The sequence below is a fragment of the Pseudomonas sp. T8 genome, from assembly GCF_024610635.1.
Taxonomy (GTDB): Bacteria; Pseudomonadota; Gammaproteobacteria; order Pseudomonadales; family Pseudomonadaceae; genus Aquipseudomonas; species Aquipseudomonas chlororaphis_I.
In genome coordinates this window covers 355,802-379,692 of the sequence record NZ_CP102374.1, presented here as the reverse complement: position 1 = coordinate 379,692, position 23,891 = coordinate 355,802, and the positions used below count along the sequence as shown (strand labels likewise).

15 protein-coding genes are annotated in these 23,891 nt (G+C 65.1%); 2 read left to right on the top strand and 13 right to left on the bottom strand.

Translation table 11 applies throughout. The annotated features are described in order from the left end of the window. Window positions 1–7 precede the first annotated feature (7 nt). The 9 genes from NRG23_RS01645 to NRG23_RS01605 form a co-directional block, all read right to left on the bottom strand. Complete coding sequence (locus tag NRG23_RS01645; protein ID WP_257373555.1) at window positions 8–3,091, bottom strand: autotransporter serine protease; 3,084 nt, start codon at window positions 3,089–3,091, stop codon at window positions 8–10. Window positions 3,092–3,287: 196 nt separating this feature from the next. Beyond that, window positions 3,288–6,275 (bottom strand): autotransporter serine protease, encoded by a 2,988-nt coding sequence (locus NRG23_RS01640; RefSeq protein ID WP_257373554.1) that lies wholly within the window; start codon window positions 6,273–6,275, stop codon window positions 3,288–3,290. Window positions 6,276–6,348: 73 nt separating this feature from the next. Continuing rightward, a complete protein-coding gene (locus NRG23_RS01635; protein WP_029527388.1) occupies window positions 6,349–7,704 on the bottom strand; it encodes a TolC family outer membrane protein in 1,356 nt (451 codons plus the stop codon). A gap of 2 nt (window positions 7,705–7,706) precedes the next feature. Further along, the gene (locus NRG23_RS01630) at window positions 7,707–9,023 is read right to left on the bottom strand and encodes an HlyD family type I secretion periplasmic adaptor subunit (RefSeq protein ID WP_373922269.1); all 1,317 of its coding nucleotides are present in this window, start codon (window positions 9,021–9,023) and stop codon (window positions 7,707–7,709) included. Between the two features lie 14 nt (window positions 9,024–9,037). Continuing rightward, window positions 9,038–10,855: a type I secretion system permease/ATPase gene (locus NRG23_RS01625; RefSeq protein ID WP_016705118.1), complete on the bottom strand. Its 1,818-nt coding sequence runs from the start codon at window positions 10,853–10,855 to the stop codon at window positions 9,038–9,040. Between the two features lie 238 nt (window positions 10,856–11,093). Next, entirely contained in the window at window positions 11,094–11,477 is a 384-nt protein-coding gene (locus tag NRG23_RS01620) for an AprI/Inh family metalloprotease inhibitor (protein WP_009049219.1), read from the bottom strand. Between the two features lie 105 nt (window positions 11,478–11,582). After that, window positions 11,583–13,031 (bottom strand): serralysin family metalloprotease, encoded by a 1,449-nt coding sequence (locus tag NRG23_RS01615; protein ID WP_016705117.1) that lies wholly within the window; start codon window positions 13,029–13,031, stop codon window positions 11,583–11,585. 299 nt (window positions 13,032–13,330) lie between these two features. Then, window positions 13,331–14,431 (bottom strand): P1 family peptidase, encoded by a 1,101-nt coding sequence (locus tag NRG23_RS01610; RefSeq protein ID WP_038632682.1) that lies wholly within the window; start codon window positions 14,429–14,431, stop codon window positions 13,331–13,333. A gap of 9 nt (window positions 14,432–14,440) precedes the next feature. Continuing rightward, a complete protein-coding gene (locus NRG23_RS01605; RefSeq protein WP_016705116.1) occupies window positions 14,441–15,805 on the bottom strand; it encodes an APC family permease in 1,365 nt (454 codons plus the stop codon). A 230-nt stretch (window positions 15,806–16,035) separates the two neighbouring features. Between NRG23_RS01605 and NRG23_RS01600 the strand changes: the two genes are divergently transcribed. Then, window positions 16,036–16,839 carry a helix-turn-helix transcriptional regulator gene (locus NRG23_RS01600; RefSeq protein ID WP_144241840.1) on the top strand — a complete coding sequence of 268 codons (804 nt, stop codon included), beginning with the start codon at window positions 16,036–16,038 and terminating at the stop codon, window positions 16,837–16,839. A 161-nt stretch (window positions 16,840–17,000) separates the two neighbouring features. Here NRG23_RS01600 and feaR read toward each other — a convergent pair whose 3' ends face one another. From feaR to NRG23_RS01580, 4 genes are all read right to left on the bottom strand, one after another. Beyond that, window positions 17,001–17,939 carry a transcriptional regulator FeaR gene (gene feaR / locus NRG23_RS01595; RefSeq protein ID WP_038632688.1) on the bottom strand — a complete coding sequence of 313 codons (939 nt, stop codon included), beginning with the start codon at window positions 17,937–17,939 and terminating at the stop codon, window positions 17,001–17,003. Window positions 17,940–18,087: 148 nt separating this feature from the next. Beyond that, window positions 18,088–18,681 carry a DUF3156 family protein gene (locus tag NRG23_RS01590; RefSeq protein WP_257373552.1) on the bottom strand — a complete coding sequence of 198 codons (594 nt, stop codon included), beginning with the start codon at window positions 18,679–18,681 and terminating at the stop codon, window positions 18,088–18,090. Beyond that, complete coding sequence (locus NRG23_RS01585) at window positions 18,647–20,173, bottom strand: APC family permease (protein ID WP_028684160.1); 1,527 nt, start codon at window positions 20,171–20,173, stop codon at window positions 18,647–18,649. The genes NRG23_RS01590 and NRG23_RS01585 overlap by 35 nt, the downstream gene beginning before the upstream one ends. A 235-nt stretch (window positions 20,174–20,408) precedes the next feature. Continuing rightward, entirely contained in the window at window positions 20,409–21,896 is a 1,488-nt protein-coding gene (locus tag NRG23_RS01580; RefSeq protein WP_016703853.1) for an aldehyde dehydrogenase, read from the bottom strand. 583 nt (window positions 21,897–22,479) lie between these two features. Between NRG23_RS01580 and NRG23_RS01575 the strand changes: the two genes are divergently transcribed. Further along, window positions 22,480–23,814, top strand: a complete 1,335-nt coding sequence (locus tag NRG23_RS01575) for an aspartate aminotransferase family protein (RefSeq protein ID WP_009049228.1) — start codon at window positions 22,480–22,482, stop codon at window positions 23,812–23,814. Window positions 23,815–23,891 lie beyond the last annotated feature (77 nt).

Below are 23,891 nucleotides of genomic sequence, written 5' to 3'. Positions count from 1 at the left end.
GCAGGCCTCAGAACTGCCAGTCCAGGGTCAGGCCGACCCCGTGACTCTTGTCCCGAGAACCCAGCAGGCCGTTGTAGTCCAGGTTTACCCGGGTATCGCGCCCCAGCAACAGGCCGGCGCGAGCCCCGACCACAGCGGCGTTACGATCCAGCGCAACGCTCTGTATGTTGAACGAACCACCATTGGCAAAAGCCAGGTGCTGATCCGAGCTGGTGTCGCTCAGGTTGTGCTGCCAGCCGAGGGTGCCGGCCAGTTCCAGCTGCCGGGCATCGGACAGGGCAAAGCGTTTGCTGGCCCGCAGGCCGAGGGTCGAGAGCACCGCGTCGCGGTTGTCATCGCCACTGCGCAGGGCGGTGGCCCCGCCCTTTTCATGGAAGCTGTCGCTGCCCACATGCACGTAGGCCAGGTTGACGAAGGGCTCCAGGGCCACGCCCGGCAGCGCCACTTGCCACGCCGCTTCGGTGAACAGCTGGGCGGTCTGGGCGTCACGCTTGACCTTCTGCCGGTCGGAGAACTCGCCGTATTGCAGGTCGCGCTTCACATCGATGCGATGCCAGCTGTAGGAGCCGCCGACGCTCAGGCGCACGGCATCCAGCTGGTGACCCAGGTAGGCACCCAGGTGATAGCTGTCCACCGAGGCCGAGGAATGGGTACCGTCGCCCATGCTCAGGGAACTGTCGCTGTAGCCGGTGAACAGGCCGAGACGGGTGTCCTCGGCGATCAAGCCATCGACCCCGGCGAGCAGGCCGCCGATCGAGGTGGTGTAGTTGGCATGATCATAACCGCCGTCGGCCTTGCCCCAGGCCCCCAGCACCTTGAACCACACGTTGTTGTCGCTGGTCGCGGGCGCCGACGAATCGAGCAGGCCGTTCTGACGCAGACGGTCGCCCACCGCATCGCGCAACTGGCGGCTGTCGTTGATCAGCAGTGTGCCGATGGCCGGATGGATCTCCCCGGTCAATTGCTGGAAGGCCTGTTGCGCGCTGGCGGCGTTTTCCGACAGCAGCAGGCTTTCGTACACCGGATTGCCCGCGCCCAGTCGTTCGGCGGCGGCCGCCACGGAGCGCTGGTTCGGGGTCAGGCCGACATCGCTGAAGGACGTCGCGTTACGCGCGACCTGCAACTGCACGCCGGTGGCGGTGTAATCGAGGTTGCCACCGAGGAACAGGTAGTTCGGCGCGATCGAAGCGAAACGACCATCGATGCCGCCGGCCGCCTGCAGGATGTTGTATTGCCGGCCCAGCAGGCTCCGCGCCTCACTGGCGCTGAGCAGGGTCGGGCTGTTCTCCAGAGCCAGGGTCACGTTGGCCCCTTCGACGGTGGCCTTGCCGCCGGCGACTATCTGGTCGCTGCTGGTCGGCGACAGCTCCACCGCGTAGGTCGAACCCGGTTGCAGGGTCACGTCGCCCGCCACCTGCAAGGTGCCGATGGAGTTGCCCGGCGCCACGGTACCACCGCGGTTGGCGGTCAGCGCGGCGATGCGCCCGTTGCCGCCGAGAATGCCGCTGTCATTGACCGTCACGGCAGACGCCAGCGAACCATTGATGGCCAGGCGTCCCTGATTGACCAGGGTCGGGCCGCTGTAGCTGTTGTTGCCGGTCAGCACCAGGGTGCCGATGCCCTGCTTGGTCAGGCCGCCGTGGCCGGAAATGTCGTTGCGCCAGACATCCAGCCCGCAAGACAGGCCAGTGCACAGGCGCTCGGTGGGTTTGCCGGCATCCACCACGGCACCGATGCCAGGCAGGTCGACGACGAACTGGCCGGAGCCGTAGGCGCCTTCGACCCGGAACTCCTGGGGAATGTCCGCTTCGGTGACGAACATGCCCGGGCCGTCGATGCCCTTTTGCAGGTTGATCATGCCCCAGCCGTACAGGGCGTCGATGCCCGGATCGCCCATGTCGGTGGCGGTGGTCCTCAGCACCGTGGCGATCTGCGAAGCGCTCATGTACGGAAAGCGCTCCATCAGCACCGCCGCCGCGCCCGCCACATGGGGCGCGGCCATGGAGGTGCCGCTCTTGTTGGCGTAGCCGATGGTCATGTTGTCCAGGTTGGTGCCGCCGATCACCGCACTGTAGACCCGCGTACCCGGCGCCGAGACGCAGAAGCTCGCGGTGTAGCCGCAGCGCGAGGAAAAGGTACTGAGGGTGTAGGGATTGGGGCTGATGGTGTCCGGGTTCACCTGCAAGGCCGCTACCGTCATCCAGTTCGGCGCGATTTCCGGCACGAAATAGGCCAGGCCGGCGATGGCGTCCGGGTTGTTCAGGTTGTAGTCGTTACCGGCGGCGAAGATGGTCAGCACGCCACCGCGAGCGGCGTCGATCGCCCCGCTGTAGGCGCCACCCTGGCGAGTGCCCAGCAGCGGCTGGATCTGGTCGAACTGCAACTGGGCGTCCTGCACGGTGAAGTGCGGAAAGGCCGGGTCGCGACCGCCCTGGTCGAAGCGGTCGGTGATGCCGATGCCCCAGCTGTTGTTGATGATCCGCGCGCCGCTGTTCACCAGGGCATCCCAGCCGGCTCGGTAGACCGCGCCGTCGTTGCCGAGAATGATCCCGTCCTCGGGGCCCGGGTCGCCGTTCTCGGCGCTGATGATCTGTGCGTCGAAGGCCACGCCATGCATCGGCCCGCCGTCGCGGCTGCCGGCGGCGATCCCGCCGACGTGGGTGCCGTGGGAGCCGAGCTTGCCGTCGGAACCCACCGAAGGCGTGCCGTCATAACGGAAGGCATCGCCGGCCTTGACCGGAATGTAGGGGTCGGTGTATTCGCGGATGCCGCTGGTGACCAGGGTGATCACCTTGTTGTTGCCGCTGAATTCCGGGTGCTGGGCATACACCGGCTGGTCGAAGATCCCCAGTTTGACGCCCTTGCCGGTATAACCGGCGGCATACGCCTGCTCGGCGTGGATCGCCCCCAGGCCCCATTCGGCATTGAACTCGGCACTGCGCCAACTGCCGGGATCGCCCGGCTTGCCGCCTTCCACATAAGGCGCGGCCTGGGCGCCACCCGCCACGGCCAGGCCACAGATCAAAGCGCCGCAGGAGGCGCGCACCAGGCTGTTGGCTGCCGGAGCAGCCCCCGTAAAGCTGTATTTCATCGGTACCTTCCTTAGTTGCCTTGCTGGAAATAGTTGCCTTGCTAGAAACAATTACCTTGATAGAAACACCGCGCCAGACCCGACGCGGCTGGTTTTACCGAACAGCCGGCCCGCCAACGGCGAGCCGTGCTGTGCCGATAGCTGCTGTGCCGTGCCGACGCGACCTTGCGTCAGCACGGCGGTGTCAAAAGCCGGGTCAGAACTGCCAGTTCAGGCTCAGCCCTGCCCCGTGGTTCTTCTCGCGGCTGGCCAGTTGGCCGTTGTAGTCCAGGCTCAGGCGCAGGTCGCGACTCAACGCCAGGCTGGCATGGGCGCCGACCAGCGCGGCATTGCGCGGCAGCGAGGTACTTTCGACGCTGAACGGCGCGCCGCCGGACGCAAAGGCCAGGTGCTCTTCGGCCCGGGTGTTGCTCAGGTTGTGCTGCCAGCCCAGGGAGCCGGAAAGATCCAGGCGGGTTTGCCCGGACAGTTCGAGGCTTTTCAGGGCACGCAGGCCGAGGGTGCTGAGCACAGCTTCGCGACTGTCGCTGCCGCCTTTCAACGCGGCGGCATCGCCCTTCTCGCTGAAACTGTCGCGGTGCAGGTGTACGTAGGCCAGGTTGGCGAAGGGTTCCAGGGCCAGCGCCGGCAGGTCCAGGCGATAAGCCGCTTCGCCGAAGACCTGGCTGGTGCGGGCATCGACCTTGGCTTTCTGCTTGCCGCTGACTTCGCCGAACTGCAGGTCGCGCTTGACGTCGGCGCGATGCCAGCTGTGGGCCGCGCCCGCGCTCAGGCGCCAGGCGCCCAGCTCGTGGCCGAGGTAGGTGCCCAGGTGATAGCTGTCCACGGAGGCCTTGGAATGGGTACCGCCGCCCATGCTCAGGGAGCTGTCGCTGTAGCCGGCGAAGGCGCCCAGGCGCGTGCTGTCGCTGAGTGCGCCGTCGGCCCCCAGCAGCAACCCGCCGATGGACGTGTTGTAGGCCTCGGTGTCGTGGTCGCCGTCGTTCTTGCCCCAGGCGCCCAGCACCTTGAGCCAGAGGTTGCCCTCGCTCTGCACCACCACGCCCGGCACCTGCAGACGCTCGCCAACCGCCTCGCGCAGCTGACGGCTGTCGTTGAGCAGCATCGAGCCCAGCGCCGGGTAGATTTCCCCGGACAGTTGCTGGAACGCCTGTTGCGCCACACCGGCGCTCGGCGAGCGCAGCAGGCTTTCATACACCGGGTTGCCCGCCCCCAGCTGCTCGGCGGCGGCCGCCACCGAGCGCTGGTTCGGGGTCAGGCCGACACTGGCGAACGAGGTGGCGTTACGCCCGATGTTCAGCTGTACGCCACTGGCGGAATAATCGAGGCTGCCACCGAGGAACAGGTAGTTCGGCTCCACCGAGCCGAAGCGGCCGTCGATGCCGTTCGCCGCCTGGAGGATCTGGTACTGGCTGCCGATCAGGCTTTGCGTCTGTTCCAGGCTGAGCAGCTGCGGGCTGTTTTCCAGGGCCAGGGTGACCCCGGCGCCATTGAGGGTGGCCTTGCCGCCGGCGACGATGCGGTCGCTGCTGGTGGGCGACAGCTCCACGGCATAGGTCGAGCCCGGCTGGAAGGTCACGTCCCCCGCCACCTGCAAGGTGCCGATGGAGTTGCCCGGGGCCACCGTGGCGCCGCTGTTGGCCAGCAACGCGCCGATGCGGCCGGAACCGCCAAGGGTGCCGCCGTCATTGACCGTAACGCTGGACGCCAGCGAGCCATTGACCGTCAGCAAACCGCCATTGACCGTAGTCGCCCCGCGATAGCTGTTGTTGCCGCTGAGCACCAGCCAGCCGGCGCCGGACTTGACCAGGCTGCCCTCGTACACCCGCTGCGCCGCGGCCGCGTCGCGGGCCATGCCGACGGCGTAGTCGGTCTTGTCCTGCTGGCTGGCGCCGGCGCCGAGGCCGTTTTCCCAGCCCTTGTCCTTCAGGGTCTGTTGCCAGGCCGCGTGCTCGGCGGCGTCTTCGCTTTGACGCTGCAGCAGCGCCTTGTCCGAGATGTCGTTGCTCCAGACATCGCCCTGCCCGGCGCCCAGGTTGGCGTCGAACGCCCCCAGCAACTGCCCGGGGCCGCGCATGGCCCGCTCCAGGTTGGGCACGCCCCAGCCGACCAGGCGGGTGGGCGCCTCGGTGATCGAACCGTCCAGCTGGGTGGCGGTGGTCAGCAGCACCTCCAGGGCCTGCTGGTTATTCATGTAGGGATAACGCTCCATCACCAGGGCCAGCGCGCCCGTGGCATGGGGCGCGGCCATCGAGGTGCCGGACTTGGTGGCGTAACCGCCGCCCGGCACGGTGCTGGAGATCAACCGCCCGGGCGCGGCCACGCACCAGTACTTGGCGATGCCGCACTGGTTGTAGCGCTGCTGGTTATTCGCATCCAGGCCGGACACCGCCAGCCAGTGGCCTTCCAGCTCCGGCTGGAAGTACGGCAGCGCCGCGCGCACGCTGGCGTTGGCGTAACCGCTGTTGCCGGCGCTGAACACATTGATCACGCCCTGGCGCGATATATCGGCGGCCGCGTCCAGCCAGGTGCCCTGGCCATAGTGCTGGGCATAGGCGGCGTGCAGGTCGCCCAGGGTCTGGTAGCTGACACCCGGCGGCTGGCTGCCCCAGCTGTTGTTGATGGCGCGCACCCCGGCATCCGCCAGGGCCCCGTACACCGCCTTGAAATACTGCGGGTCCGGGGTCGGGCCGAACAGGAAGCTGTCGTTCTTGTTGGTGTTGCCCACATAGACCTGGGCATTGAAGGCCACGCCGTGCATGCCAACGCCGTCGCGGGCCGCGCCCATGGTGCCGGTGACATGGGTGCCATGGCTGTCGTTGTTGCCGTTGAGCACCCCGGAGACGCTGAACGGCGAGCCATCGACATAAGTGCCGCTGGCGGTGACCCCGTGGAAGCGCTCGGGCGATGCTTCGCCGTGGCTGGCGTCGAAGCCCGAGTCGAGGGCGCCGATCTTTACCCCGCTGCCGGTGATCCCGGCGGCATAGGCGGAGCTGGCGCGCATGCGTTCCAGGCCCCAGTCCTGGGTGTATTCGGCCGATTGCCAGCTGGCCGGCACCCCCAACTGGCCGGTTTCCTGGTACTGCGCCTGGACCATGCCGGGCAGTGCCACCGCCGATAGCGTGGAACAGGCCAGCAACGAGCGGCGACTCAGCGCCTTGAGCTGATAAAAGCGTCTATCCATGTGATGACTTCTCGTTTTTTGTTTTTGTCGAAAATGTCAGGTCGGGCCGCCCTCGGCCGCCTTGTTTGTCAGTTCATGAGCCGGGCCTGAAGGCTTCGTCGACCCGGGCCAGGTCATCTTCACGCAGGGTGCCTGCGTAGTAGTGCAACTTGGTCCAGGCCATCAAATAGTCGTAACGGGCCTGCGCCAGGTCGCGGCGTGTGGTGTACAGCTGTTGTTCGGCGTTCAGCGCGTCGAGGTTGACCCGTTCGCCGCCGAGGATGCTCTGCTTGGTCGAGATCACCAGGGCCTCGGCCGAGGTCAGCGCCTTCTGATAAGCCCGCAGCTTGCTGACCCCGGACAGGCAGGCGCTGAATTGGCGCCGCAGCTCGATCAGGGTGGTGCGGGTCTGCGAATCCAGCTCGTACTCGGCCTGCTCCATGGTCCGGCTGGCCTGGCGGGTGGCCGCCGAGACCCCGCCACCGGCGTACAGCGGCATGCTGATTTCGATACCGATGGTGTTGGTGTCGTAGCGCTGGTTGTAGGTGTTGCCGCTTTCCGACTCGACCCGGCGCGAGGTGGCATAGGCACTGAGCCGCGGCAGGTGGCCGGCGCGATTGCGCTCGATCTCGTAACGCGCCACTTCCACGGCGTGGCGCTGGGAGGCCAGGTTCGGGTTGTTGCTGATCGCAAGTTCATGCCAGGCGTCGTAGTTGGCCGGCGACAGGGTGAAGGACTCGAAACGGTCGCGCAGCGGGTCGAGGTCGCGGATGTCCACGGTCGGCACGCCGATCAACGCCCCCAGCTCGCGCAGCGCCGCGTCCTGCTCGTCGCGGGCCTCGATCTCCTCGGCGGTCGCCAGCTCGTAGCGCGATTCCGCTTCGAGGATGTCGGTGCGGGTGCCCTCGCCCTGGCGAAACATGTGCTCGTTCTGCTGGAACTGCTGTTCGAAGGCCTTCTTCTTGGCCTGGGCGATCTCGATCTGGTCCTGGGCGAACAGCGCCTGGGTGTAGTAAGTCAGCACCCGCACCAGCAGCTCCTGGCTCTTGCCGCGAAAGTTCTCGTCGGCGAACAGCGCCTGGGCCACGCCCTTGCGGTAGGAGGCATAGGCCTCGTAGTCGATCAGCGGCTGTTGCAGGGTAAAGGTCGAGCCGTAGCTGTCGTAGTTGCGGTCATCGTGGCTGGTGCCGCCGCGGCCGTCGGGCACGGTGGCCTCGGAGTTGTTGCGGCCCTTGTTGTAGCTGTAGTTGAGTTTCGGCAGCAGCCCGGCGCGACCGATGATGCGGTTTTCCAGGCCGGCATCGCGCTCCTTGATCGCCCCGAGGAACACCGGGTCGTTGCGCAGGGCCTGTTCGTAGACCTGGAACGGCCCCATGGCCTGGGCGTTGGTGCATACCAGCAAAGCGACTGTAGCTCCGAAGATGGAAAGCTGACTCATGCGACGGAACATCCTTATTCCTCGGTCAATGCGGAACCCGCCCGGTCGAGCAGGGGTTTGAACAGGTAATTGAGCAGCGAGCGCTCGCCGGTGCGGACGAACATCTCCGCCGGCATGCCCGGCTTGACCACCAGGCCGTTGAGCTTTTCCATGGCCTGGTCGCTGACGCTGCTGCGCAGCACGTAATAAGGCACCCCGGTCTTTTCATCGACCATCTGGTCGGCGGAGATCAGGCTGACCTCGCCGGACACCCGCGGCGTGCGGCTCTGGTTGAAGGCGGTGAACAGGATGTCCACCGGCAAGTGGCTGCCGACCTTGTCGATCAGGTTCACCGGCAGGTGCCCTTCCACTTCCAGGCGCGTGCCCTGGGGCACGATCTCCAGCAGGTTTTCCCCGGGGCGGACCACGGCGCCTTCGGTGTGCACCCCGAGGTTGACCGCGATGCCGTCGGCCGGGGCGAGGATCTCGCTGTGCTGCAGGTCGAAACCGGCCGAGGTCAGCTGCTGTTCCAGGGTCAGGCTTTTCAGCTGCGCGTCGGCCAACTGGCTGCGCACTTCCTTCTGGTACTCCTCGCTGTGCTGCTGCAACTTGAGCCGCGACTCGAGAATGCCCTGCTCCACCCGCCCGCTTTCGCCGGTGTTCTGCGCCAGTTCCTGCTGCACCTGGGACAGCTGGCGCTGGTACTCCATCAGGCGGTTGCGCGGGATGTAGCCGTTGTCCGCCAGGGGCTGCAGGTTGGCCAACTGCTGGCGCAGGGACTCGGCCTGGTTGTTGAGGTCGGTGCGCGCCCGGCGCATCCCCGCCAGTTGCGCGGTGGCGCCTTCGATACTGGCGCGGATCCCGGCCTGCTCGCGGGCGAAAGCCTCGCGCCGGCTGCTGAACAGTTGCCGCTGGCCTTCCAGGACCAGGGCCAGGCGTGGATCGGGATCGGCGCTCAGGGCCTCGGGAAAGTTCACCTGCTTGAGGTTGTCGCGCTCGCTCTGCCAGCGCGCCAGGCTGGCCCAGGCCATGCGGTACTGCGCTTGCAGCGACTGCACATCGGCCTCGACCTGGGTCTGGTCCAGGCGGAACAGCGGCTGGCCCTGTTTCACCGCCTCGCCTTCACGCACCAGGATCCGGCTGACCACGCCACCGCTCATGGATTGCACGGCCTTGCGCTTGCCCGAGACCACCACCGTGCCTTGCACCGGGATGCCCTGGTCCAGTGGCGCCAGGGCCGCCCAGAGGAAAAAGCTGCCGGCGCCGGCCAGCGCCAGCACCCAGCCCATACGCGCGAAAAACCGCGCATCGCGCTCGGGACGCTCCGGCGCATAACCTTGTTCGATCATCATTTCGCTGTCCTTGCTCATGCGCCTGGGTTCCGTGTCGGGGCCTGATACTGGCGGCTCATGCTCAAGCCGCCCGGGGCCGTCGGGGCCGAGGTTTTTTCCCGCTGCTGCTGTTCCTGGGGCTGGGCCTGGTGTTGATTTTGTGCCTGAGCCTGGGCACCGCTGGACAGCGCCTTGAGCACTTCCTGGCTCGGGCCGAAGGCCTGCAGGCGCCCTTCGTTGAGCACCAGCAGCTTGTCGGCCTGGGCCAGCGCCGAGGAACGATGGGTGACCAGGATCACGCTGGTGCCCTGGGCCTTCATCTGCGCAATGGCGGACGCCAGGGCGCTTTCGCCCACGGTGTCGAGGTTGGAGTTCGGCTCGTCGAGCACCACCAGCCGCGGCTGGCCATACAGCGCCCGGGCCAGGGCCACGCGCTGCTTCTGGCCGCCGGACAGGCCGCTGCCGTCATCGCCCAGCAAGGTGTCGTAGCCCTGGGGCAGGCGCAGGATCAGTTCGTGCACGCCAGCCTGTTGCGCGGCCTGCACCACCTTCTGCGGGTCGGCCTCCTGAAAGCGCGCGATGTTCTCGGCGATGCTCCCGGAAAACAGCTCGATGTCCTGGGGCAGGTAACCGATGTAGGGCCCCAGTTCGTTGCGGTTCCAGCGATGGATATCGGCGCCGTCCAGGCGCACCGTGCCGGCCAGGGTCGGCCATACGCCCACCAGCACCCGGGCCAGTGTGGATTTGCCGGAACCGGAAGCGCCGAGCACCCCCAGCACCTCCCCCGCCCCCAGGTTGAAGCTGACCTGCTGCAAGGTCGCCATGCGTTTGCCTGGCGGGCCGGCGCTGACCTGTTCGAAACTCACCTGGCCCTTGGGCGCGGGCAACGACATCGCCGTGTCGCTCGGCGGAAAGGCCTGCAGCAGCGAGTCCAGGCGCTGGTAGGCCAGCTTGGCGGAACTCCACTGCTTCCACACGGCGATCAACTGGTCGATCGGGCTCAGCACCCGGCCCATCAGGATCGAGCCGGCGATCATCATGCCGGCGGTCATGTCGCCCTTGATCACCAGCAAGGCGCCCAGGCCCAGCACCAGCGATTGCAGGCACAGGCGCAGGGTCTTGCTCAGCGAGCTGATGACCGCGCCGGTGTCGCTGGCCTGGTTCTGCAGGCCGAGAAAGCGCGAATGCACCTCGAACCAGCGCTTGCGCAGCGCGCCGAGCATGCCCATGGCCTGGATGGTCTCGGCGTTATGCAGGTGGCTGGTGGCCAGTTGCGTGGACTTCTGCGAATAGCCGCTGGCCTCGCCCAAGGGCTTCTTGGTCATGGCCTCGTTGAGGTACGCCAGGGCGATCAGCAATACCGCGCCGGCGGTGGCGAACACCCCCAACCAGGTATTGAACAGGAAGATCACGAACAGGTAGACGGGGAACCAGGGCGCGTCGAAGAAGGCGAACAACGCAGGTCCGGTGACGAACTGGCGGATATGGGTCAGGTCGCCCAGGGACTGCCCGGCATGCCCTTCGCCACGAAACAGGTTGCGCTCGAACGCCGCCTGGTAGACCCGCAGGTTGAAACGCCGCTCCAGCTGGCTGCCGATGCGGATGACGATGAAGCTGCGCACCACCTCCAGCAGGCCGATGAACGCGAAGAACCCGACCACCATCAGCGACAGCATCGCCAGGGTGGTTTCGTTCTGCGAGGAAAGTACCCGGTCGTAGACCTGGAGCATGTAGATCGAGGGGACCAGCATCAGCACGTTGATCAGGGCGGTGAAACACCCGACGCTGATCAGAATGCCTTTGTAATCGCCCAGTGCCTTGAACAGCGGTGCAGTGGTCTTCGCCATCTTCATTGGTCTTTCCTGAGCTGTATATCCCGTGCCAGGGGCGCAGGACAAATAAACCGCCCGTACTTGAGTCGGGACATTATTGGATTATTGTGGCGGACAGGCGAAAGGACTCTACCGCCAGACGAAACGGAGTTCTAGTTATTTAGTTGTCTTTAATCGAACGAAGGACATCGCGTATATGGCACTGCCTTATACGCTTATCCATACAGATACATTTAAAGATGCATACAGCCGCGATTGTTCAGGGGGCTCGCTGCAATATAATCGTTATGCCTGATTTCAAAGTGCCTTGATATAAGCCTTCTTTCTGGCGACTTAAAAAGATGATCTTCGAGCCCTCTTTGCCGGTCACGGCAATACCGTCCGGCTCGGGAAACCAGCCGATGGCCGAATCGCCCAGCCAGGCGGAAAAACACTCGGCGCCGGCGCCCAGGGTGCCGTTCAGCTCAAGGTCCAGGGCACAGTGGCTGGCAGGTTGTGCCGGCTGCGACAGTTGCCAGTGTCCGGCCAGTTCCGCGGGGTCCGCCAATCTCAGGCTGCTTGCCATGCTTGTCTCTCCATAAAACATCATCAGCGTCGCGATCAGGTACGCGCCGGCCTTAGCGATCAAGGCAGTTCGAATCATAAGGGGGTCGCTCCGGGGCACAGCCTCAGGCAGTTCGCCAGTCAATGCAAGGTCGGAGGGCGACGCCTGGGCGCCACCCTCCTTCCTTTACTTTACCGCAATGACTCAGGCGACGATGTCGGTGTAGGCCGCCTGGCCGACGGTGCTGACCAGGAAGTCCGCCACGCCGTGCCCGGAGAAGTCCACCGACAAGGTGCTGTTGCCAGCCGAGGTGCTGAGGATCGCGTCGCCGGCATTACCGGTGAACGCGTTCACGAAGTGCAGCCCGGCGCCCTTGGTGATGCCGGTCAGATCGATCTTGTCCAGGCCGCTGACAAAATCCAGGATCTGGTCGGCGGCACCCGGAGCGGAGTCCGAGCTGGCACCGAAGACGAAGGTATCGGCACCCGAGCCACCCCAGAGTTTGTCCGCCCCACCACCGCCGTAGAGGATGTCGTTGCCGGCACCGCCCTTGAGCTCGTTGGCCACCTTGTTGCCGATCAGCAGATCGCTGCCGGAACCGCCGATGGCGTTCTCGACGGTGACGCCCTTGGCAATGGACACGTTGCCCACCAGGCCGCCAACGTCGGAGAACGAGGTTTCATTGAGGTTGATCTTCTGGTTCTGGGTAAAACCGGAGAAGTCCAGGGTGTCCTTGCCGCCCGCGTCCCATACCGAGAACACCAGCTTGTCCGCCGACGAGGTCGCGCTGAGGAAGTCGCGACCGGTGTTGGAGTTGAAGCCGTAGGTGGTGTCGCCGGTACGGGTGGTGGTGTTGGCCCCGTAGAGCTTCTGGATCGCCGCGATATCGTCCATCAGCGGGCCGGACGAATAGGCTTCGACGCCGGCCTTGCTGAAGTTCTGGCTGGTATTGCTTTCGCTCCAGTAGCTCATGACGCTGTAACCGCGCGTGTCCTGTCCGTAGGTCGCGTCGTTATAGGTCGGGTTGCCATTCCCGGCGTTGTAGTCGCCAGGGTGAGCCAGGCCCAGGGTGTGGCCGATCTCGTGGGTCAGCGTCTGCCGGCCGTAGTTGTTCAGATCGGGGTTCTTGTTCTGGGTGTAGCTGCTGTTGATCAGGTACCAGGACGTCCCGTCGTAGCCAGCACCGGTGCCCGGCAGGTAGGCGAAGGCCGCCGCGCCGTCCTGACCGCCGCTGTAGTTGCCGAAGGTCATGTGACCGTCACCACCGGAAGCCTTTTCGGTGAAGGTGACATTGGCCACATCCGCCCAGGACTGCATGGACAGCACGGCCTGGGCCTTCTGCTGGGCGCTGAACTGGCTGAACCCGGAGATGCCATGTTTGTACATGGTGCTCGAGGACGCCGAGGTCAGGAAGGTATAGGTCAGTTCGATCTTGCCGCTGCCGTTGAGGTCCTGGTACGCAGCACCGTCGCGCAGTATCTGGGTAGCGGCTTGATCGACCGTGTAGGAGGGTTTGCCATTGACCGTCAGATTGCCGCCCCGGTCATACTGATGGCTGAAGCTATTGATCTGGTTGTAAGCCGAACTTGCCGCGGCCAAAGGCACGAGTTCTTGTTCGGCGGTCACAATAGCTTTCGATTTAACTTTCGACATAAACACACTTCCTTGTAATCAATGGAACAGTTTTTGTCCGATAGCGACAATCCCTGGCGAGATCGTCCTATCACTCGCCCTATCCGGGCGTAAGCAACCTGACACAATTTGAAATCAGGCGTCCACTACTTTTTGACGCCTGATTTTCGCTGTTCCAGCAAACTCCCGAAAACAATGACTGGTGAGTCGAAATATTCTTTAAGCCTCAATACCCGCTGATAATTGTCCGACAATCTCGAATTTAAATATTAAATAACAGTACAGATAGTTTTGCCGACTACGTCGCAGTTTTTAGTTCATCAAAGTTTGTTCCATCCAGTTAGTTTCATGGCTTCCAACAAGGTTTCCCCGGTCAGTGCCGGAACGCTTGCGCCACTGTCCGCGGTCATCGGTTCGCCGGCCAGCAAGGCGTTGACGATGGCCTCCTCCACCGCTTCGGCGGCGGCGCTGAACAGCGCCGAGATGTAATCGTTGTTGAGCATCGCCAGGGGCGTGCTGAAGGGCACGCCCTCGCGCCCATAGGCAGAAGGCGGCAGGTCGCGGTTGCCGGTGGCGAAAGCCAGGAAGATATCGCCGCTGGAATCCTCGGTGCCGCCGCCGGTGCGGGCGATGCCGATCGACGCGCGCTGCGCCAGGCGCTGGCACTGGTGCGGCAACAAGGGCGCGTCGGTGGCCAGGATCACCACGATCGAGCCCATGCCCGGCGTACCGCGCTGGGCGAAGGGCGACGGAATGCCAGTCAATTGCCGCCCCACCGGATAACCGTCGACCCGCAACTCCTCGCGCTTGCCGTGGTTGGCCTGCACCAGCGCGCCGACCGTGTAGCCGCCCTGCTCCCCCGGCACCCGGCGCGAAGCCGTGCCGATCCCGCCCTTGAACTCATGGCAGATCATGCCGGTGCCGCCGCCCACCGCGCCCTCGCGCACCGGCCCGGACTCGGCATTGGCCAGCGCCTCGCGCACCTGCTGCGGGCCGACATGCTGGCCCCAGATGTCGTTGAGCAGGCCGTCGTAGGTCTCCATCACCACCGGCATGCACCAGTATTCCGAAGGGTCCGCCAGGCTTGCATGCTCCTCGGCGATCAGCGCGTCGCGCACCACGCCGACGCTGTGGGTGTTGGTGATGGCCAGCGGCGTGGTCAGCAGGCCCGCCTCACGGATCCACTCCAGCCCGGTGGCATCGCCGTTGCCGTTGAGCACATGGCAGCCGGCGAAACAGGGTTGCAGCCGGGCAAAGCCTTCGCGGGGCTGGATCAGGGTCACCCCGGTACGCACCTGCTTGCCGTCGACCGTGGTCCTGAGGGTGCTGTGGCCTACCCGTACCCCCGGAACATCGGTGATGGCATTGAAGGGGCCGGGAGTACCCAGGCCCAGGCTGATCCCCAATTGACGTGCGCGCATGACTTCTCCTTAGAGTTTCTGGAACGCCGGACTGAACCGGCCGTTGGTGCCATACAGGATCACCGACAGCGCCAGCAGGCCGACGATCACCATGATGTCCCTGAGCGAAGCGTCCAGGAACAGATTGAACAACAGATAACCGGCGCCGATCACCGCCAGCAGCGCCGGCAACGGCCACAGCGGCATGCGGTACGGGTGGGCGCGATCGCGCAGCAACACCCGGCTCATCAGCGCGCTGAGGGCGACGATCAGGTACACCAGCATGATCAGCAGCACGCTGAACGAGGTCAGGTCGGCCAGGTTCGAGCTGAAGCTGAGCACCGCCGAGGGAACGGCCAGGAACAGCGTGGCCAGCCACGGCGAGTCCCAGCGCGGATGAATGCGCGTGAACAGGCGGTTGATGCCCGGCGTCCACAAGGCATCGCGGCCACTGGAGAACACCACCCGGCCGATCTGGATCACGATGGCGACAATCGCATTGAACACCGACAGGAAGATCCCGGCGCTGACCACCCGCGACAGGGTTTCGTTGCCGTGGCTGGTGAGCAGATAGCCAATGGGATCGGGGCTGGCGAGCATGGCGCTGAGGGACGGCGCGCCGATCAGCAGCGCGGTCAGCGGCACCAGTTCGATGATCACCACCAGCGCCAGCGACCAGAGCACCGCCTTGTGCACGCCCTGCCCCTTGCATTTCATGTCTTCGGCCAGCAGCACCGCCGGGCCGTAGCCGTTGTAGGAAAACAGGCCGATGCCCACCGCGCCGATCACCAGGGCCCAGGGCGCCATGTGCAGCACGCCGTTCTCGACGATCTGCGGCTGCAGCAGGATGCTCGCCGGCTGCGAGGCGTTGCCAAAGCCCAGGAACACGATCACCAGCAGCGCAGCGATCTCCAGCAGCAGACAGGTGCCGGTGATCCACGCATTGAGCTTGATATTGAGGATGCCCAGCGCATAGCTGCAAATCACGATCACCAGGGCCACGGTCTGCGAATCGAAGCGCGTGCCCAGGGCATTGTTCAGGTAAGTCGCCGCGCCGGTGGCCAGCACCGGCGGAATGAACAGCAGCATCACCAGCACCGTGAGAAAGGTCGCGTACCCGGCCATGCCGCCGAATACCCGCTTGGCGTACACATATTCGCCGCCGGCGCTGTTGTGGGCGCGGCCCAGTTCGGCGTAGCAGAAGGCGAACATCAAGGCCAGCAGCCCGGCCATGACAAAGGCCAGGAACACCCCGCTGCCGGCCTGGTGAATGGCGAACGGTGCGATGACGAAGACCGAACTGGCCGGGGTCACGCCCGACACGGTAATGGCCACCACATCGAACACGCTCAGCGTGGGTTTCAGGGCGCCTTGCGGCGCGCAGGGAGAGCTCATGTCGTTATCCTCGTGGTTATTTTTGGTTTGAGGCAGAAACGAAGAACGTCAGGCGGATGCGCTCTGGGTCGCACTTGATGGAGGCCACTTTAGGCAGCCGGGGGTACAGGGCCAATTCCCCTATTGGCGTACTCCCCCTTGACGTGGCCGGGCAAATCGCCGAAACCGTGCTTCCAGCTGGCGCAAAGCAGCACGCCAGGCCATAGCAGCATCGACGCGGAGCCACCTATTTGATCACTCTGTTCAGGGAAATCGGCATGCATGCCGGACTCGGGCGCACCCTCTCGCAGATCGGCGGCGAGCGCTTCTGGAAGCAACTGGTGCTGTTGCTGCACCAGGCCTTGCCGTTCGATAACGCCCTGGCGATCTTCTATCCCCACAACGGCCTGCCCATCGCCCTCGAGGAATACGATGCCGAGCCCTCGGACAAGCCGGCGTCGATGCTCACCTACCTCAACGGCCTGTACCTGCTGGACCCGTTTTTCCAGGCCTGCCGCGAGGGCTACCCCAACGGCCTGTACCGCCTGGAAGAAGTGGCGCCGGACCATTTCCGGCAGACCGAGTATTTCTCCAGCTACTTCCACGACAACGTGCTGGAGGACGAATTGCAGTTCATCCTGCAGATCCCCGAGACCGGCACCCTGTCCCTGTCGTTGGGCATGCAGCGACCATTCAGCGCCGAGGAAATCGGCCAGCTCACCACCTTCTCGGCCTGGGTCCTGCCGCTGATGCAGCAGCACTGGCAGCAAAGCAACCAGCGGCCGCCAGCGCCCGCCGCGGAAGAAATGGCCAGCCAGATCCGCGACGCCCTCAGTCATTTCGGCTGTGGCGTTTTGTCGGATCGGGAAGTTGAGATCGCCCGGCTGATCCTCCGCGGTTTTTCTTCCAAGGCCATGGCCGAGCGGCTGAAGATCTCGCCGGACACCATCAAGGTGCACCGGCGTCATCTCTACGCCAAGCTGGACATCTCCTCACAGCCGGAACTGTTCTCGCTGTTTATCCAGTCCCTGGGGCACGACTTGGAGAATCCGTAAGGCATCACCGGTTTTGTCGCGAGCAAGCTCGCTGGCTCCTACAGGCAAACCAGCCCAACTGTAGGAGCGAGCTTGCTCGCGATGGCAATCCTGCGGGCGACAACCCTGTTGAATGCACCGGCCCTATCGCTCGCTCCTACAGGATTGGGGTTGATCGGACCTCAGGCGTTCAGCGAACGAGCCCGGTAATCCCGTGGCGACTGCTCGAAATGCTTCTTGAAGGTGCGGCTGAAGTGCGCCGAGTCGGTGAACCCCCACTTGAAGGCAATGTCGGTGATCGACGCGTGGCGCAGGCGCGGGTTGCTCAGGTCCGCCGCGCTGCGGTCGAGGCGCGCGCGCTGGATGAAACGGCAGACGCTGTCGCCCTGCTCTTCGAACAGCCGGTACAACTGGCGCACCGAGATATTCATCTGGCTGGCCAGTGATACCGGGGTCAGGTTGGGCTCGGTGAGGGACTGGTTGATCAACTGCCGGGCCTGGCTGCGCAGGCAACCGCCGTGCTGGCTGTCGTAGCCGTCGAGGCTCGCGCCGGGCGTCTGGCGCAGGGTCGGGCCGAGCAAGGCGATCAGCGCTTCCTGCAACGCCTGGCCTTCCTGCTGGGCGGCGCAACCTTGCAGCTCGTCGCCACAGATCTGCTCCACCAGCAGGCGCATCAAACGGCCACTGGCGCAATTCTGCGAGAGCTTGCCGAACTTGCGCTGCTGCGCCGGCAGATGGCGATACACCTCGTCCCGGGACAAATGCAGCGAGGCATGTTCGATCAGGCCGTGAGGAACGATTTCACAGGCCCCGGCCGAGTCCAGCAAGGCCATTTCCCCCGGCGCCAGCTCGATGCGCTCGCCGCCCTGGCTGAGCTGAGCATGGCCGCTGCGCTGCATGATCAAGAAGCAGAAGCGGTCGTCTTCGTGATCGACGCTGGTGCTTTTGCGCGAGATCAGTCCGGCATTGGTGCGGATCTGCGCCACTTCGAGCCCGGCGTAGTCGCGCAAGCCGACTTCACCGATGAACAACGCCGAGTTCAACGCCTGGCGGGCGTCGAAGCGACCGCAAACCCCCTGCAATGCGTCAATCCAGGAACCGAAACTTTGCGAAGCAAGCACTGTGCACCTCCAGAAGCCGGCTGAAACCGCCTTTGTTGTTATGGCGATATCATTAACATGTTATCTATTTGCCGGGCAAGGAAGCGCGGCGCAATGGATAGTCTGTTATAGCCTAAGCACGGGCTGTGCCAGCACGGGCGGGCATGGTTCAGTGATTGCGCAACAGGGAATGCAGACGTTTGAAAGCCGCCAGCAAGGCGCCACGCTGCTCGGCGCTCAGGCGGATATAACGACGGAAACCGGGCAGCCGGTTGACCACCTCGCTGGCGCCGAAATGCTCCAGGCGCACCAGCCAGCCCTGCTCGTCGCGCTGCAGTTGCAGGTGCTTGAAGTCCAGCGGCAGCAACGCCGCCAGCAACTGCGGGTCGCCGTGCAACTGCTGCAACAGCCCCGCCCACTCTTCCTGAGCGCCCTGCTTCAGGCTGGCAGTGACGCCCTGGCGACGGATCGCGCCGGTATGGCGAATATCGATCCGCGCCTGCGGCCCCGGCGAACCGGGGACGCGCAGGCGAAATTCGCAGACCACCAGGTGCATCAGGAACTGCGCCTGTGGCAGCTCCTGGACCTCAAAATCGAGGCGCTCCTCAGCCCAGGTGAAGCGCGCCAGCCCGGGGGCCTGCGCGGCACAGTCGAGCCCCGACAGGTCGCGGCGCAACTGGTTCAGGGTCGCCCCCGTGCGATAACCCGAGGGTGGCCGCCGCCAGAACTCAGAGAGGTTTTGCCGCCAGCTTGTACTGCTCATCGGGCTTGGCTCCAGGCAGGGTCTGCGCTTGGGTTTCAGGGGATTGCAGGTTGAAGGCATTCTCCAGCACCTCTTCCACCGGCACCGGGCGGAACGGGTTGACCTTCTGCACGAAGACCGTCCAGACCAGCGCATAGATCGCCGTCAGGCCGAGCATGCTGCCAAAGGGCACGTAGATGTCCCGCGGGTTCATCCCCGGCGGCGTGATGAACCACATGCCCAGGAGGATGCCGATCGACGAGACGATCTGCGGCAGCGGGAACCAGGGCGACTTGTAGGCCCGCGGCAAATCCGGGCGGCGGATGCGCAGCACCACCACCGCCAGGGTCACCAGCAGGTAGGCGGTGCTCCAGGCACAGACCGCGGCCAGCACCAGGTGCATGATGTTGTCCGTGCTGCCGCCCAGCCACCAGGCGTGCAGGCACGGGATCAGCACCGCCACGGCGATGCACAGCAGCGGCGTCTTGAAGCGCGGGTGCAGGTAGGTGAAGGCCTTGGGCAGCGCGCCGTCCAGCGCCATGCCATAGAGGATGCGCGGCAGCCCGGCCATCAGCGTGTTGATGGTCGCCGCCCCGGCGAACAGCAGGCCGACGCCCAGCCAGATCCGCCCGTACGGCCCCATCACCTGCTCGGCGAACTGCGGGATGGCCATGGGCGTGTCCAGCAGGTGCACGCTGCCGTCTTCGCTCAGCGCAGTGTTCGCCACCTGGCGCTTCATCGCCGCGCCGTAGATGAACATGCAGGTAGCCACGCCCACCAGGCCCAGGGCCATGGCCCGGGGGATGGTTTTCGCCGCCTTGCGCACCTCCGGCGTCAGCGGCGTGACGAATTCGCAACCGACGAACATGAACATGGCCATGCCCACCAGCGAAAGGATGGTGGTCAGGTCGGTGCCGACCATCGACTCGCCGAACCAGCCGTTCAGCTCCACCGCCGGCGCCTTGAACACCCCGACCACGCCGAAGATGATCAGCGTGGTCCACATGCCGAAGGTGAGGATCACCTCGGCGCGGCTGAACGCGGTGATGCCCACGGCGTTCAGCAGGCCGAAGAAGATCACCAGCCCGACACCCACCAGCCAGGCGCTGCCGCTCTGTTCCAGCAGGGTGTTGAGGGACTCGAAGTTCACCAGGGCCATGACGCCGCTGAGGATGGTTTCCGCCGTGCCGGCGAACACATGCACGATCAGGTAGGCGGAAATGGTCCCGGTGATCGCGAAGAAGCGCCCCAGTCCGCAGGCCAGGTAGTCATACACCGAGCCGGTGGTGGGAATCATGCAGGCCGCTTCGGCGAAGGTCGTCGATTGCGCGAGCATCATCAGCATCGCGATCAGCATGGCCGCGGCGAACGCCCCGCCGCCGATGCCGAAGCCGGTGGTGGCGGTGAGGATCACCGGGCTGGCCATGATCAGGCCGACGGCGCTGGCCAGGGCCGTGGGAAAGCCGACCACGCCCTGGTTCAGGTGGCGGGTGAGTCTGTCGTTGAAAGACATGGTGCTGGACCTCGAAAGCATGGGTGATGTTGTTGTTCTAGGCATTTCAAGGGCACGCCGGGCGGGCGTGTTTTACTTGGCTGTCTGCGCAGCCTGGAGTCGCCGGATGACTGCATCCGACTGTAACCGCTGCCGCAGGCTGCGATAAGGCCGAAGGCCTTCGGCGATCTTGAGATCTTGCGCACCCTGCGGGCGCGATCGCAGCCTGCGGCAGCGGCTACAGGTCAGCTACAGGTCAATAGGCGATGCACACCGACTTGTTCTCGGTATACGCCTCGATCGCCGCATGGCCCATTTCGCGACCGATGCCCGATTGCTTGTAGCCGCCAAACGGCATCGACGGGTCGAGCATGTTGTGGGTATTGACCCAGACCGTGCCGGCCTTGATCCGCGGGATCAGGTCCATGACCTTGGCCAGGTCGTTGGACCAGATGCTCGCCCCCAGCCCGTACTGATTGTCGTTGGCCAGCGCCACCACCTCGTCGATAGCGTCGAAAGGCGTGGCCACCACCACCGGGCCGAAGATTTCCTCGCGCACCACCTGCATGCCCGCGTGCACGTCGGCCAGTACCGTCGGCCGCACATAGAAGCCCTGCTCGCCATAGGCGACCCCGCCGCACAGCACCCGGGCGCCGTCGGCCACGCCCTGGCCGATCATGTCCAGCACGCGCTTCTGCTGCTTGGCGGAAATCAGCGGGTTGATCTGCGCCTGTTCGTCCAGCCCGGGGCCGATGCTCAGGGAGCCGGCGATGGCCGCCAGGCGCTCCAGCACCTGGTCGAAGATCGCCCGCTGGATATACAGGCGCGAACCGGCGGTGCAGACCTGCCCCTGGTTGAAGAAGATCGCCCCGGCGGCGCCGGCGGCCGCGGCCTGGGGGTCGCAGTCATCGAGCACGATCACCGGCGACTTGCCGCCCAGCTCCAGGGAAAACCGGGTCATATTGTCCACCGCCGCATGGCCGATGACCTTGCCGATCTGGGTCGAACCGGTGAACGCCAGCTTGTCGATGCCCTTGTGCGCGGACAAGGCCGCGCCGGCCTGGGCGCCGCTGCCGGTGACCACATTAACCACCCCCGGGGCGATCCCGGCGTCCAGGCACAACTGGCCCAGGCGCAAGGCGGTCAGCGGGGTTTCGTCGGCCGGTTTGAGTACCACGGTGCAGCCGCAGGCCAGGGCCGGGACGATTTTCCAGATGGCCATCAGCAAGGGGAAATTCCACGGCACGATGGCCCCGACCACACCCACCGGCTCCGGCACCGTGTAGGCACGGTAGCGGGCGCCCGGGACGGCGGCGATGGACAGGTCGAGGCTCTTGCCTTCGATCTTGGTCGCCCAGCCCGCCATGTAGCGGGTGAACTCGGCAGCGGCACCAACTTCCAGGGCTCGGGCCAGGTGGATCGACTGGCCGTTGTTGAGGGTCTCCAGCTGCGCCAGCTCCTCGCCGTGGGCTTCCAGCAGATCCGCCAGCTTCAGCAGCAGGCGCTCGCGATCCGCCGGGCGCTGCGCCGCCCATGGGCCCTCGAAGGCCCGTCGCGCGGCGGCCACGGCCAGGTCGATATCGGCGTCGGCGCCGGCGGCGACGCGGGTCAGCTCTTCGCCGGTGGCCGGGTTGAACACCGGCATCTGCGCGCCGGACAAGGCCGGCTGGCTGCGTCCGTCGATCAACAGGCCATGCTGGCTGTCGATAAAGGCGGCGACACGTGGGTCGATGGCAATACTCATGGGCAATCCTCGTTAGTTGGCCTCATGGATCGAACTCTGAGACCAACGCCGGCCAGCGTCTTGATCCTGGCTGCCGCGAAACTTGCCACTGGCTGCCAGGGAAACCGCGACACACGCTTTTGCCGCCACTGGCGTATCTATCCAGATAGACCGCGGACTCAGCGTTTGCGGTTGCTGCGCAACCGATCGCAGCCTCGCAGGCTCGGCAGCGGCTACACAAGCGCCGCGTACCCTGTAGCCGCTGGCGCAGCCTGCGATCGGCGGCGCAGCCGTCGCCAAACCTGCCAACGCGTTTTTCCAGACAGATTGCGGACTCAGGATTTACGGTTGCTCCGCAACCGTTCGCAGGCTCGGCAGCGGCTACACAAGCGCCGCGCACCCTGTAGCCGCTGGCGAAGCCTGCGCTCGGCCGCGCAGCGGTCGTAAATCCTGCCAACACGGTTTTCCAGGTGGATAGCGAAATCAGGGACAGCGGATCGATGGCAGTGGCGATCAAGTACCTGGCACACAGAGGCAAGCACGCATCCGGTAAAGGGCGCACTACTATGTCCCACGCTGTCCGTGCGTTTTCAGGAGACTCAACGTGAGCGAACCAAGCCGCTTCTGGCATCCCATGCTGCACCCCAACGAAATGCAACAACGCGAGCCGATTCGTATTGTCCGCGGCGATGGCTGCTATGTGTACGACGACCAGGGCCACCAACTGGTGGATGGCGTCGCCGGGTTGTGGAACGTCAACGTCGGCCACAACCGCAAGGAAGTGAAGGCGGCGATCACCGCCCAGCTGGACGAACTGGAATACTTCCAGCTGTTCGACGGCGTCAGCCATCCGCGCGCCGAAGAGCTGTCGCGGGTGGTGATGAACCTGCTGGAACCCGAGGGCATGCGTCGCGTGGCCTTCAGCTCCGGCGGCTCGGACGCCATCGAGACCGCGCTGAAACTGGCCCGCCAGTACTGGAAACTCGAAGGCCAGGCCGATCGCACCAAGTTCATCTCGTTGCGCCAGGGCTACCACGGCACCCATTTCGGCGGCGCATCGGTCAACGGCAACACGGTGTTCCGGCGCAACTACGAGCCCCTGCTGCCCGGCTGCTTCCACGTCGACACCCCGTGGCTGTACCGCAACCCCTACAGCCAGGACCCGGAAGAACTCGGCAAGATCTGCGCCGACCTGCTCGAGCGGGAAATCCAGTTCCAGAGCCCCGACACCGTCGCGGCCTTTATCGCCGAGCCGATCCAGGGCGCCGGCGGCGTGATAGTGCCGCCGGCCAACTACTGGCCGCTGATCCGCGAGGTCTGCGACAAGTACGGCGTGCTGCTGATCGCCGACGAAGTGGTGACTGGTTTCGGCCGCAGCGGCTCGATGTTCGGCAGCCGCCTGTGGGGCGTGAAACCCGACATCATGTGCCTGGCCAAGGGCATCACCTCCGGCTACATCCCGCTGGGCGCCACGGTGGTCAACGAGCGGATCGAGTCGGCGTTCAGCAAGAACGCCAACTTCACCGGCGCGATCATGCACGGCTACACCTACTCCGGGCACCCGGTGGCGTGCGCGGCGGCCCTGGCCAGCCTCGACATCGTGGTCAAGGAAGACCTGCCGGCCAACGCCGCGAAAATGGGCGACTACATGCTCAATAAGCTGCTGCCGTTCGCCGAACGCTTCGACAGCGTCGGTGAAGTGCGCGGCAAGGGCCTGATGATCGCCCTCGACCTGGTGGCCGACAAGAGCACCCGCGAGCCGATCGACCCCATGGGCGGTTATGCCAACCAGGTGGCGCAGATCGCTCGCGACAATGGGGTGATGGTGCGTCCGGTGGGGACCAAGATCATCCTGTCGCCGCCGCTGGTGATCCAGCCACCGCAGATCGACGCCATAGTCGCGGCCCTGGAGCTGGGCTTCACCCAGGCCCGCCGCTGAGGCCCTGATAGCCGCTGCCGCGTTCCCTGCCTCCCGGGCGGGTGAACCGGCAGCGGTTTTTTGTCCTGCGGCAATCG

Excerpts from the sequence above, each read along its gene's own strand:
- NRG23_RS01645 (WP_257373555.1), bottom strand. The coding sequence starts at position 3,091 with ATGAAATACAGCTTTACGGGGGCTGCTCCGGCAGCCAACAGCCTGGTG.
- NRG23_RS01640 (WP_257373554.1), bottom strand. The coding sequence starts at position 6,275 with ATGGATAGACGCTTTTATCAGCTCAAGGCGCTGAGTCGCCGCTCGTTG.
- NRG23_RS01635 (WP_029527388.1), bottom strand. The coding sequence starts at position 7,704 with ATGTTCCGTCGCATGAGTCAGCTTTCCATCTTCGGAGCTACAGTCGCT.
- NRG23_RS01630 (WP_373922269.1), bottom strand. The coding sequence starts at position 9,023 with ATGATGATCGAACAAGGTTATGCGCCGGAGCGTCCCGAGCGCGATGCG.
- NRG23_RS01625 (WP_016705118.1), bottom strand. The coding sequence starts at position 10,855 with ATGAAGATGGCGAAGACCACTGCACCGCTGTTCAAGGCACTGGGCGAT.
- NRG23_RS01620 (WP_009049219.1), bottom strand. The coding sequence starts at position 11,477 with ATGATTCGAACTGCCTTGATCGCTAAGGCCGGCGCGTACCTGATCGCG.
- NRG23_RS01615 (WP_016705117.1), bottom strand. The coding sequence starts at position 13,031 with ATGTCGAAAGTTAAATCGAAAGCTATTGTGACCGCCGAACAAGAACTC.
- NRG23_RS01610 (WP_038632682.1), bottom strand. The coding sequence starts at position 14,431 with ATGCGCGCACGTCAATTGGGGATCAGCCTGGGCCTGGGTACTCCCGGC.
- NRG23_RS01605 (WP_016705116.1), bottom strand. The coding sequence starts at position 15,805 with ATGAGCTCTCCCTGCGCGCCGCAAGGCGCCCTGAAACCCACGCTGAGC.
- NRG23_RS01590 (WP_257373552.1), bottom strand. The coding sequence starts at position 18,681 with ATGAGCAGTACAAGCTGGCGGCAAAACCTCTCTGAGTTCTGGCGGCGG.
- NRG23_RS01585 (WP_028684160.1), bottom strand. The coding sequence starts at position 20,173 with ATGTCTTTCAACGACAGACTCACCCGCCACCTGAACCAGGGCGTGGTC.
- NRG23_RS01580 (WP_016703853.1), bottom strand. The coding sequence starts at position 21,896 with ATGAGTATTGCCATCGACCCACGTGTCGCCGCCTTTATCGACAGCCAG.